General features: G+C 46.7%; 10 protein-coding genes and 1 pseudogene. 10 read left to right on the top strand and 1 reads right to left on the bottom strand.

What is annotated here, in order from left to right:
• Positions 1-132: 132 nt before the first annotated feature.
• On the top strand, positions 133-1,272 hold the full coding sequence (locus AC3B4V_RS06795; protein ID WP_064299514.1) for a zinc-dependent alcohol dehydrogenase: 1,140 nt from the start codon (positions 133-135) through the stop codon (positions 1,270-1,272).
• Between the two features lie 59 nt (positions 1,273-1,331).
• Here the strand turns inward: AC3B4V_RS06795 and AC3B4V_RS06790 are convergent, their stop codons facing one another.
• On the bottom strand, positions 1,332-1,757 hold the full coding sequence (locus AC3B4V_RS06790; RefSeq protein WP_047393552.1) for a divergent PAP2 family protein: 426 nt from the start codon (positions 1,755-1,757) through the stop codon (positions 1,332-1,334).
• Between the two features lie 211 nt (positions 1,758-1,968).
• Here AC3B4V_RS06790 and AC3B4V_RS06785 point away from each other — a divergent pair, with 211 nt between their 5' ends.
• From AC3B4V_RS06785 to nrdR, 9 genes and pseudogenes are all read left to right on the top strand, one after another.
• Positions 1,969-2,688 carry a response regulator gene (locus AC3B4V_RS06785; RefSeq protein ID WP_369815309.1) on the top strand — a complete coding sequence of 240 codons (720 nt, stop codon included), beginning with the start codon at positions 1,969-1,971 and terminating at the stop codon, positions 2,686-2,688.
• A complete protein-coding gene (pnpS, locus tag AC3B4V_RS06780; RefSeq protein WP_050677648.1) occupies positions 2,685-4,418 on the top strand; it encodes a two-component system histidine kinase PnpS in 1,734 nt (577 codons plus the stop codon). Before AC3B4V_RS06785 ends, pnpS begins: the two co-directional genes overlap by 4 nt.
• A 212-nt stretch (positions 4,419-4,630) precedes the next feature.
• Positions 4,631-7,228, top strand: a complete 2,598-nt coding sequence (gene polA / locus AC3B4V_RS06775; RefSeq protein WP_488378017.1) for a DNA polymerase I — start codon at positions 4,631-4,633, stop codon at positions 7,226-7,228.
• Positions 7,229-7,244: 16 nt separating this feature from the next.
• Positions 7,245-8,074 (top strand): annotated as a pseudogene (gene mutM, locus AC3B4V_RS06770) (DNA-formamidopyrimidine glycosylase).
• Positions 8,071-8,676: a dephospho-CoA kinase gene (gene coaE, locus AC3B4V_RS06765; protein WP_488378016.1), complete on the top strand. Its 606-nt coding sequence runs from the start codon at positions 8,071-8,073 to the stop codon at positions 8,674-8,676. Before mutM ends, coaE begins: the two are co-directional and overlap by 4 nt.
• Positions 8,677-8,808: 132 nt before the next feature.
• Positions 8,809-9,852, top strand: a complete 1,044-nt coding sequence (locus AC3B4V_RS06760) for a glyceraldehyde-3-phosphate dehydrogenase (protein ID WP_023469025.1) — start codon at positions 8,809-8,811, stop codon at positions 9,850-9,852.
• 259 nt (positions 9,853-10,111) lie between these two features.
• Positions 10,112-10,498 carry an adenosylmethionine decarboxylase gene (speD, locus tag AC3B4V_RS06755; protein ID WP_023469024.1) on the top strand — a complete coding sequence of 129 codons (387 nt, stop codon included), beginning with the start codon at positions 10,112-10,114 and terminating at the stop codon, positions 10,496-10,498.
• A gap of 107 nt (positions 10,499-10,605) precedes the next feature.
• The gene (locus tag AC3B4V_RS06750; protein WP_023469023.1) at positions 10,606-10,974 is read left to right on the top strand and encodes a hypothetical protein; all 369 of its coding nucleotides are present in this window, start codon (positions 10,606-10,608) and stop codon (positions 10,972-10,974) included.
• Positions 10,975-10,987: 13 nt separating this feature from the next.
• A complete protein-coding gene (gene nrdR / locus AC3B4V_RS06745) occupies positions 10,988-11,464 on the top strand; it encodes a transcriptional regulator NrdR (protein ID WP_023469022.1) in 477 nt (158 codons plus the stop codon).
• The last annotated feature ends 57 nt before the right edge of the window (positions 11,465-11,521 follow it).

Here is an 11,521-nt window from a genome sequence, read left to right as displayed (position 1 = left end):
GTAAAGTGTGTTTTTCACAACATACGATACACATAGGCGAAAAGTTCCAATTTTAATAAACATGTAGAAAAGATGATTGTATTAGGGTAAGGAAAAAGGTACGTCATTTTATTCCACTAAGGGGGATGCCACATGCGCGCCGTAACGTACCAAGGAGCAAAAGATGTTCAAGTCAAACAAGTCCAGGATCCATCGATTGATAAAAACGATGATATTATCGTCAAAATCACATCGACTGCAATTTGTGGATCAGATTTACACATCTATCAAGGAAATATGCCGGCTCACAAAGATTATGTCATTGGTCATGAACCGATGGGCATCGTTGAAGAGGTTGGACCAGGTGTGACGAAGGTCAAGCGTGGCGACCGCGTCGTGTTACCGTTTAATGTTGCTTGTGGTCACTGTTTCTTTTGTGAACATGATATGGAGAGTCAATGTGATAACTCGAACGGAAATCCCCATGTCGATACAGGTGGGTACTTCGGCTTCACAGAAGAGTTTGGTGGACATCCCGGTGGTCAGGCGGAATATTTAAAAGTTCCGTTCGGGAATTTCATGCCACTCGTGATTCCAGAATCATGTGAATTAGAAGATGAGGCATTATTGTTCTTATCTGACGTTTTACCTACGGCGTATTGGAGTGTCCTGCATGCGGGTGTGAAAAAAGGAGATACGGTCGTTGTACTCGGATCAGGACCAGTTGGACTAATGACACAAAAATTTGCATGGATGCAAGGGGCAAAGCGAGTCATTGCGGTGGATGATCAAGTGTATCGATTGAATCATGCTAAAGTCACGAATAAAGTCGAGACAGTAAATTTCTCAGATCACGCAGAAAGTGGTGCGTATATTAAAGAGCTGACACAAGGTGGAGCAGACGTCGTCATTGATTGCGTCGGTTTTGACGGGAAGATGTCCCCTGTAGAAAAAATTGAACAAAAGATTGGTCTGCAAGGTGGAACGTTGAGTGCCATTGATATTGCAAAGGACGCTGTCCGGAAATTTGGTACTGTACAGTTGACAGGCGTTTACGCTAAAAAATATAATCAGTTTCCACTTGGCGATTTCTTTACCCGAAATATTACGCTGAAAATGGGACAAGCACCAGTCGTCCATTTGATGCCGGAACTGTTCCAGAAAATCATCAATCAAGAATTTGATCCGACGGATATCGTGACACACCGAGTGGCACTTGAGGATGCTGCTTCTGCCTATCAGACATTTAATGATCGGACAGATGGATGCATCAAGGTCGTCTTGAAACCATAAGCTATATCATACTCAAACAGCCCATCCGATTTTTGGATGGGCTGTTGTACATCATAGGATTAAAAGAAGAAGACGGGCCATAGAAGACCAACGGCTAGTCCGAGCAACAGACCGACGAACACCTGAAATTCGGTATGACCGACGAGCTCATTCAGGAGAGGAGTCTCATGGCGAATTCCTTTGAAATAATCATTGAGTAGTTTTGCCTGAACACCGACTGCTTGTCTGACACCTGTCGCATCATACATGATGATTGTCGCAAAGATGACAGCCAGTGCGAAAATCGAAGACGAGAAGCCCTCCTGAAAACCGATGACAACGGCTAAGGCGACGACAGTCGAACTATGTGAACTAGGCATACCACCGGAAGCAAACATGATTTCCAGGTCGAACTTTCGTGTCCGAACCAAACTCGTGACAAGCTTCGCTGCTTGAGCGATGAACCACGCCGTGATGGCTGCAAAAAGGGGATGGTTCCATTCCATACATTCTACCTCCTACAATTAACGATATGTATTGTTTCCCCGTTTTATTAGCTTTTACACGAACGATCTAGTTGGATTCGGCATCTCCTTTAAAGATTATGTAAAGAAACAGCAGAAAGATTTGTGATTTTCCTGTGAAAGTCGGTAAGATGAAGACAGACGAAGCGGATTCCACGGAATTCCTCATTCGAAAGAACGAAACTTGAGGGGGATGCAAGGTTTGAAAGATAAAATTATCGTGGTAGATGATGAATTGTCGATTGCAACACTATTGAAGTTTAATTTAGAACAGGCCGGTTTCATCGTCGAAACGGCACATGATGGGATGTCAGGTTTAAAATTAGCGGAAAAACAAGATGCCGCACTGATCGTGCTGGATCTCATGTTGCCGGAACTCGATGGTCTGGAAGTATGTAAACGGCTACGCCAACAGAAAATCAATACGCCGATCTTGATGCTGACGGCAAAGGATGATGAGTTCGATAAAGTCCTTGGTCTTGAACTCGGTGCGGACGATTATCTGACAAAACCATTTAGCCCACGTGAAGTCGTCGCCCGTGTGAAAGCGATTTTACGACGAATGAGTCATCAGACAACACCTTCGGAAGAAGTGACGGATGGGACGATTCTGATTGGTGATGTCAAGATCGTTCCAGATAACTACGAAGCTTTCAAAGCAGAAGAGCGTCTTGAACTGACACCTAAAGAATTCGAATTGCTCGTATATCTTGCTAAAAATAAGGGACGTGTCCTGACACGAGATCAACTGTTATCCGCAATCTGGAACTATGATTTCGTTGGTGATACACGAATCGTGGATGTGCATATTAGTCATGTTCGTGAAAAAATCGAGCCGAATACGAAAAAACCGATTTATATCAAAACGATTCGTGGTCTCGGGTATAAGATGGAGGAGCCGAAACCGGAATGAGTAAGTATCGCAAGCGGTTCATCTTTAAAATGTTTTCGTTCATCAGTCTCGTGCTGATTGCACTCGGTTTCTTACTTGGACAATCCTTCAAAGAATTCTATGTCCAAAATGAAAAAGAAAAATTGATGGATGAGACTTCTCTTGTCGAGACGATTTTACAAGGACGCGATGTTTCGGAGATGGCCCAGTACGTGAATCAATTGTACGCTGAATCGAACTTCGACATGATTTTATTCAATGGTCGCGGTGAGATCATTGCTGGTACACCGGTTGATGTGACGAAACTAAAAGTCGCGACTCTTAATTTTTCAGCGATTCCTGATGAGGGGACGTTTGAATCGAAAACAGATGACAGTGTCGTCCAATTCACGAAGCCTGTTCCGACAGCGGACGGTGGCGAGGTGTACGTCAGTTTCATTCGTTACGCAAAAGACTTGAACGTCATTTATTCACGGATTTGGACGGTCATCATCCTTTCTCTCGTTGCGTCGTTATTGGTTATATTCTTGACGATTTATCGGTCGACGAAACGATTCCTTCGACCGATCGCGGAGGCAACCGATGTCCTGCACGAACTGTCGCATGGAAATTACAAGTCACGCGTCTATGAGTTGTCGGCACCCGACGAATCACGCGATTTAGGGCGCTCCATCAATCTACTAGCGCGCAATCTCGAGAACGCATCGTCTGGTGAGGCGATGCAACGGGCGCGTCTTGAATCCTTGATCGAGTACATGGGAGCCGGTCTCATGTTGATTGATGAAAAAGGCTATGTCCTGCTCGTCAACCGGACGTATCGGGAAATGTTCAACATTCATGAACCGTCTAGCGGGAAGCTGTACTATCGTGTACTTCCAAACGAAAAGATGAGCCAGGTGATTGAAGATGTCTATCTGACGGAAAAACCGAATCGAAAGCAGTCGAGTGTGCGATTCGGCATCAATAGTCGGACGTTCATGGTCAGTGCCGCTCCGATTTTCGATAAGAACGGTCGCGTGCAGGGAACGACCGTCGTCTTTAACGACATCACGGAAATCAAAAAACTGGAACAAATGCGTAAAGACTTCGTCGCGAATGTCAGCCATGAATTAAAGACACCGTTGACGTCCATCAAAGGGTTTGCGGAAACGTTACTCGATGGTGCGCAAGAGGTTCCGGAAATCCGAGAACAATTTTTACGGATCATTCATGACGAATCGGAACGGATGCAGACATTGGTGGAAGACTTGCTTGAACTCTCTCGTCTAGAACAGGATAATTATCAACTCGAGACCGCAATCGTTGATGTGACAAGTCTCGTTCGGGAAACGGCAGCACTCCTGGACCGACGAGCAACAGAAAAAGAGATGACGATTCATATCGAAACGGAAGAGGAAGTCTTCATTCGGGCAGATTTGAATCGATTGAAACAGGTCGTCGTCAACTTGGTCGCGAATGCGTTGAATTATACGCCAAATGGCGGCAACGTCTGGATTCAGCTCGAGGATGGGGAAGAGTCTGTCCAGCTCATCATCAAAGATGATGGAATTGGCATTCATCCGAAAGAAACCCAACGGATTTTCGAACGTTTCTATCGCGTCGATAAGGCAAGAAGCCGCAATTCTGGGGGAACGGGTCTCGGACTAGCCATCGTCAAACACATCGTCGACCTTCATCATGGTGAAATCGAAGTCGCTTCAGAAGAGCAGAAAGGGACGACATTTACGATTCGTTTACCAAAACATGGCTGAATTTCACAGTGGATTCACATTTCCTTAATAGACATATCTTATGATGAAAGTACCTTCTTCATCATCTGTATGGCGACTGGATCAGCTCCCATGTCGTCATGCCCTTGGCGATTGACTCCCCGTGAGTCAATCGTCTTTTTTTGGTCATTTTTAGCGAACAAATGTGTGTAGAGTGATACAATAGGAACAGAAAATCGATTAAAGGGGCGTAGATGATGGAAAATAAATTGCTATTGATTGATGGGAACTCGTTGACCTATCGGGCGTTTTTCGCCTTACCACCAATGACGGATGCGCAAGGACGAAATACGAACGCAGCTTATGGCTTTACGATGATGTTATTGAAGTTGCTCGAGGAAGAACAACCGACACATATGCTCGTTGCCTTCGATGCTTCGAGTGAAACGTTCCGTCATGATGTCTATCAGGAGTATAAAGGGAGTCGGGAAAAGACACCGTCCGAACTACGTGAGCAATTCCCGATCGTCCGGGATATCTGTGAAGCGCTCGGTATTCAAATGATGGAACTCCATCGTTATGAGGCAGATGATTTGATTGGTACGCTCGCACGAACGATGCCGACGGATCGGACGCGGATCGTCACAGGTGATAAAGATTTACTTCAACTTGTCACGGATAAGGTCGAAGTCTTGATCACGAAGCGTGGGATCACGGACGTCCAGTGCATGACGGAGGAACTGTTCGCTGAGACATATGGTGGTCTCAAACCGATTCAAATGATTGACCTGAAAGGGTTAATGGGGGATAAGTCGGATAATATTCCAGGGATTCCTGGGATTGGTGAAAAGACGGCAGTTAAATTGATTTCGGCATATGGTTCTGTCGAAGGACTGTATGAACATGTTGAAGACTTAAAAGGTAAGCAGAAGGAAAAAGTCATCGCGAACGAAGAGTTAGCACGACTGTCGAAAGAACTTGCGACAATTAAAGTCGATGTCCCGCTCGAGACGACGCTAGATGATTTGCAAATCCGCGACGTTGATACCCAAGTGCCGTATTCGTTGTTCCAGTCGCTCGGTTTCAAGTCGTTGACGAATCGATTCGCCCCTGTCGTCAAAGAAGAGGATAAAGAGCAGTTGAACGTCGTGACGATCACTTCACTTCCTGAAGACGTCACCGATGCGGTGTTGCTTGCTGAACAGTTGCGAGAGGATTACATGGAAGAGGACATCATCGGGTTTGCAATCGCAACGCCTGACACGATCTATGTTGCTGCCCCAACGCTTGTCGAGGATCCGGCATTCCGCCAATGGATCGAGTCGGAACATCGGAAGATTTGTCTTGATGCCAAACAAGTCGCATTCGCGTTGCGTAAGCACGGCTTAACCTTAAACGGTTATGAGGATTTGTTATTAGCTGGTTACTTATTGAATTTAAGTGGCGGCACGACGCTCGCTTCCATTGCTGGTCATTATGCATTGATGGCACCGAACGAAGAAGCAGTCCTCGGCAAGGGAGCAAAACGTCTAGCCCCAGCGGATGACGTATTACACCCTTATCTTGCAGAGAAGGCACGGATGATCGAATTATTGTTCCCGAAAGTCCGGGAAGAGTTGAAGGCGAATCAGCAATATGAGCTGTATGAAACACTGGAACGTCCGCTATCAGGTGTCCTCGCTGAGATGGAGTGGACCGGGATTCGTGTCGACGTCGCGACGCTCCAATCGATGCAAGCGGATCTTGCCGGGCGTCTTACAGAACTTGAAACGCTGGTCTTTGAAGCTGCAGGTGAGTCGTTCAATATCAATTCACCGAAACAACTCGGTGTGATTCTGTTTGAAAAACTCGAACTACCAGCCTTCAAAAAAACAAAGACCGGCTATTCGACTGCCGCAGACGTTCTTGAAAAACTGCGTCCGTTGCATCCGGTCATTGATCACATCATGTTATATCGGGAGCTCCAAAAATTACAGTCGACGTATGTCGAAGGCTTACAAAAAGTCATCAAGGAAGACGGAAAGATTCATACCCGTTTTGCTCAGACGATTGCCCAGACCGGTCGTTTAAGTTCGGTCAATCCGAACCTTCAGAATATCCCGATTCGGATCGAAGAAGGACGGAAGATTCGAAAAGCCTTCGTTCCAAGTGAATCAGGCTGGTCACTGTACGCTGCCGATTATTCACAAATCGAATTACGTGTCATGGCCGATATGTCGCAGGATCAGACGCTTGTCGATGCGTTCTTACATGATGAGGACATCCATACTCAAACGGCAAGTAGTGTCTTTGGTGTCGAACCAGAGGATGTCACAGGAAATATGCGGCGTCAGGCGAAAGCCGTCAACTTCGGCATCATTTATGGCATCAGCGATTATGGACTGTCACAAAACTTGAACATCACGCGGAAGGAAGCACAATCGTTCATCGATCGTTATTTCGAGCTGTTCCCGCAAATCAAACAGTTCATGGACACGGCAATCGAGACGGCACGAGCGAATGGATTCGTCGAAACGTTGATGAACCGGCGCCGTAACATCCCGGATATCAATTCGAAAAACTTCAACTTACGTGGTTTTGCGGAACGTACGGCAATCAATACGCCGATTCAAGGTTCGGCTGCGGATATCATTAAAAAAGCGATGCTTGATGTGCATGCTGCCTTACAGGCATCTGATCTGAAAGCACGTTTGTTACTACAAGTACACGATGAATTGATTTTTGAAGCACCAGACGAAGAACTCGATGCGCTACAAGCGCTTGTCAAACAAGCGATGGAGCAGACCGTCGAACTATCCGTACCGCTACGCGTCGATGGGGGCGCAGGACATACGTGGTACGAAACGAAGTAAGCAAGGAGGAATAGACGTGCCTGAATTACCTGAAGTCGAGACCGTTCGCCGCAGTTTAGAACGTTCGGTCTCTGGAAAAACAGTCTCTTCCGTCAAAGTCTACCACCCGAAAATGATTCGGGGGATGGAAGTGGCACCATTTGCAGATGCCTTACATCAAGAACGGATCGAACGCGTCGAACGTCGCGGTAAGTTCCTACTCTTTGATTTTGATCGTTTTTATCTCGTCAGCCATTTGCGGATGGAAGGGAAGTACTTCCCGTATCCACAACCGGTCGAGCGGGATAAACATACCCATGTCGTCTTCCGATTCACGGATGGTTCGGAGCTGCATTACAATGACGTCCGGAAGTTCGGAACGATGGAATTGCGTGATAAGGAAACAGCGATGCAGACTGCTCCACTGGCACAGCTGGAGCGTGAACCGTTTGATCCGGAGTTCACAGCAGAAGTGTTAGCGGAGAATTTAATTCGTAAAAAAGAAGTCCAATCAAAACGGCATTGCTCGACCAATCGATTTTCCTCGGTCTCGGTAACATCTATGTCGATGAGACCCTTCATGCGGCACGTGTCCATCCGTTGACGAAGGCTGGTGCCTTGACGCTTGATGATATCTCACGCATCCATCAAGCCGGTGTCGACGTCTTACGACAAGCGGTAGAAGCAGGGGGAAGTACGATCAGAAGTTATGTCTCACCTTCCGGAAAAGGTGAGTTCCAGCTTCAACTCGCGGTATACGGTCAAAAGGGCGAACCATGTCCCCGTTGCGGCACTGCCATTGAAAAAATCAAAGTCGGTGGACGAGGAACGCACTTCTGTCCGACGTGCCAACAGGTCGCCTTATGAGGGTTGGTCTGACGGGCAGTATCGCCACCGGTAAAAGTACGGTCTCTAGCTATCTGAAGCAAAAAGGAATAGCGATCATCGATGCGGATCTTGTTGCGCGAGAAGTCGTTGAGCCAGGAGGGCGAGCCTATGAGGCGGTCAAGATGGCCTTCCCGGAAGCATTCGAGGAAGGACGTCTCGTTCGTCCAAAACTTGGACAAATCATTTTTCAGGATAGCGAAAAACGACAACAGCTGAATCAGTTGATGCACCCAAGTATTCGACGACAGATGCTTGATGAAGCAGATGCCTATGAACGTTCAGGACATTCGCTCGTCGTATTTGATATTCCGTTATTACTTGAAGGCGATTGGCGGACGCTGTTCGACCGTGTCGTAGTCGTTTATTGTCCGGAAAGCATGCAGTTAAGACGATTGATGCAACGTAATGATCTATCGGAAGAAGAAGCATATGCACGTATTCATTCGCAACTTAGCATTGAACAGAAAAAAGAGCTTGCGGATGATGTGTTCTTTAATGATGGGAGTCTTGATTCGTTATATCAACAAATCGATAAATGGTTAGTATTATATGACACCGATAAGCATGAGAGTGACATATGAAAAGTGTGAAGTGAGAGAAGTTTCCATCTTCTCTCACTTTTTTTAGAGAACATAATGAAATCGCTTACATTTCATGATATAGTTCTATCTGTAAACGGAGCTACATCCGTCACATTGAAGGGGGATCCGCACATGGGAGTCAAGGTGGCAGTCAATGGTTTTGGTCGAATTGGTCGAATGGTCTTTCGACGTCTGATCGCTGAGGGGAAAAGCGAAGTCGTAGCAATCAATGCAAGTTATCCAGTCGAAACACTTGCACATTTAATCAAGTACGACACGGTACATGGGAAATTCAATTATCCGGTCGACATCATCGATGGGGCGTTGATGGTTGACGGAAGACAAATTCAAATCGTCAGTGAACGTAATCCTGAACTATTGCCGTGGGGGGAACTCGGCATCGATATCGTCGTCGAAGCGACAGGAAAGTTCAACTCAGATACGGGTGCTGCGAAGCATTTAGTGGCAGGCGCAAAAAAGGTCGTCATCACGGCACCTGCTAAAGGGGATGTCCGGACGATCGTCATGGGTGTCAATGACGACATGTATGATCATGAAACAGATGCTATCGTTTCGAACGCATCGTGTACGACGAACTGTCTCGCACCTGTCGTGCAAGTCATCGACCGGGCATTCGGAATCGAATCGGGTCTCGTGACGACGGTTCACGCGTTTACGAACGATCAAAATAATATTGATAATCCACATAAGGATTTACGACGCGCCCGTGCATGTGGCTCATCCATCATTCCAACATCGACAGGTGCGGCAAAGGCGATTTCTCTCGTCTTGCCTCACTTGGAAGGAAAATTGAATGGACTCGCGCTTCGTGTTCCGACACCAAACGTCTCACTCGTCGATCTCGTCGTTGAAGTCAGTCGCGATACGACAGTTGCTGAAGTGAACGAAGCGTTCACGAAAGCAGCGGACGGTGCGCTTGAAGGGATTCTCGGAATGACGATGGAACCGCTCGTTTCAATCGACTTCAACGGAGAAGAGCGTTCGACGGTCGTCGATGGACTCTCGACGATGGTCATGGGCGGTCGTCAAGTGAAGGTCCTCGCTTGGTACGATAATGAGTGGGGTTACTCCTGCCGCGTCGTCGACCTCGTACACCTTGTTTCGGCGCACTTAGAGGCGATGGGAACGGTTGAAAAAGAACTTGAATTGAATTAATGACAACGGGCAGATCCCAGTAACGACGGGACCTGTCCCGTTTTTTTTTCTAGAAATGTATTAATTTTTGAAATTTATCCTTGTGTATCTTTTTGATACTCGCTATAATTCAAATCGTGAACTTCAATCGGTCTGGCAATCGCAGCTTAAAGGGTTAGGACCTCTCTGGACTAACTTTCCCCCGTGGGTGCGAACGACTCAGGCGCAAAGTAAGTGATCAACTACTTTGAAGACCATTGAATGTAGGGGGGATCCACAAATGGATACTATGGGAAGACACATTATTGCAGAACTTTGGGATTGTAATCCTGAAAAATTGAACGACATGGAATTCGTTGAACGACTTTTCGTTGACGCAGCACTTCAAGCAGGTGCAGAAGTACGAGAAGTAGCATTCCACAAGTTTGCACCACACGGCGTCAGTGGCGTCGTCATTATCTCTGAATCGCACTTGACGATTCACAGTTTCCCAGAGCACGGGTATGCATCGGTTGATGTCTTTACTTGTGGGGATCGGATCGATCCAGCCATCGCAGCGAACTACATTGCTGAAAAGCTCGATGCGAAAATCCGTGAAAATGTCGAAATTCCACGTGGTATGGGACCTGTTCAAGTTCCAGCGGCTACTGTCCAGCACGTCAACTGACAACACACACGAATTCGTCAAGCCCTCGTCGTTCAGACGAGGGCTTTTTAATATGTCTGACGTCTGTTATTCTTAATAGTAGAAGAAACAAAGAAAAGAGGATGACCATGGGACTGAAGGAACGCTTGCAAAAACAGCTAGAGACATCCGATACACATAAAAACGAAAATTTACGCACACACTACTATGCGGCAACAGTCGAGATGTTGTTTGCTGGTTTAGAAAATATCTTAAAGCAAGAGGGCGGAACGGTGCGTCGTGTTGACGCGGAACGTGGAGAACTCGCTTTTACATTAAAAGAAGTCGACGGACTCGCGACCGTCATCATGGTGGCGGGCGGACGTACAGCCGTCGATCTATTCTTACATCGTGAAAGTCTTCTCGGACCTGATCTCGAAAAACACATCGAGCGCATCTATGCATCACTTGACGCGGGATATCGATTAAAAATGATTGGAACAAAAGAAATCACGTGAACGGAGGTACGGCATGCGCTGTCCAGCCTGTAATTTTAACGGAACAAAAGTACTGGACTCAAGACCGGTCCAGGATTTCGGTTCGATTCGGAGGAGACGTGAATGTGAGTCTTGCGGCTATCGCTTTACGACTTTCGAAATGGTCGAACAGACCCCTTTAATCATCGTAAAGAAAGACGGAACGCGCGACGAGTTCAATCGTGATAAAATTTTGCGGGGACTAGTGCGTGCCTGTGAAAAACGACCGATTTCGATTGAACAGCTAGAAACAGTCGTCAGTCGGGTCGAAAAGGCATTGCGGGCGACGGCTCAGCATGAGATTCCAAGTGAGCAGGTAGGACGTCTCGTGTTAAATGAATTAGCTTCCGTCGATGAAGTAGCATACGTCCGCTTTGCGAGTGTCTATAAACAATTCAAGGACATCAATGTCTTCTTCCAAGAGCTCTCTGAACTGATGGAGCGACATCAAGAAAATGACCGTGAAAATTGAACGTGATATAAGAGAGGTCGTCTGTCCGGTCAGCGCACCTCTCTTTTTCTCCCTAAG

It is taken from the genome of Exiguobacterium sp. E17S (assembly GCF_057772545.1).
Note: the sequence above shows the minus strand (reverse complement) of the source record. Positions and strands in the feature narration are given on the sequence as shown.

Bases quoted from the DNA above. Each gene is read 5' to 3' on its own strand.
- AC3B4V_RS06795 (WP_064299514.1), top strand. From the start codon at position 133: ATGCGCGCCGTAACGTACCAAGGAGCAAAAGATGTTCAAGTCAAACAA.
- AC3B4V_RS06790 (WP_047393552.1), bottom strand. From the start codon at position 1,757: ATGGAATGGAACCATCCCCTTTTTGCAGCCATCACGGCGTGGTTCATC.
- AC3B4V_RS06785 (WP_369815309.1), top strand. From the start codon at position 1,969: ATGCAAGGTTTGAAAGATAAAATTATCGTGGTAGATGATGAATTGTCG.
- pnpS (WP_050677648.1), top strand. From the start codon at position 2,685: ATGAGTAAGTATCGCAAGCGGTTCATCTTTAAAATGTTTTCGTTCATC.
- polA (WP_488378017.1), top strand. From the start codon at position 4,631: ATGATGGAAAATAAATTGCTATTGATTGATGGGAACTCGTTGACCTAT.
- coaE (WP_488378016.1), top strand. From the start codon at position 8,071: ATGAGGGTTGGTCTGACGGGCAGTATCGCCACCGGTAAAAGTACGGTC.
- AC3B4V_RS06760 (WP_023469025.1), top strand. From the start codon at position 8,809: ATGGGAGTCAAGGTGGCAGTCAATGGTTTTGGTCGAATTGGTCGAATG.
- speD (WP_023469024.1), top strand. From the start codon at position 10,112: ATGGATACTATGGGAAGACACATTATTGCAGAACTTTGGGATTGTAAT.
- AC3B4V_RS06750 (WP_023469023.1), top strand. From the start codon at position 10,606: ATGGGACTGAAGGAACGCTTGCAAAAACAGCTAGAGACATCCGATACA.
- nrdR (WP_023469022.1), top strand. From the start codon at position 10,988: ATGCGCTGTCCAGCCTGTAATTTTAACGGAACAAAAGTACTGGACTCA.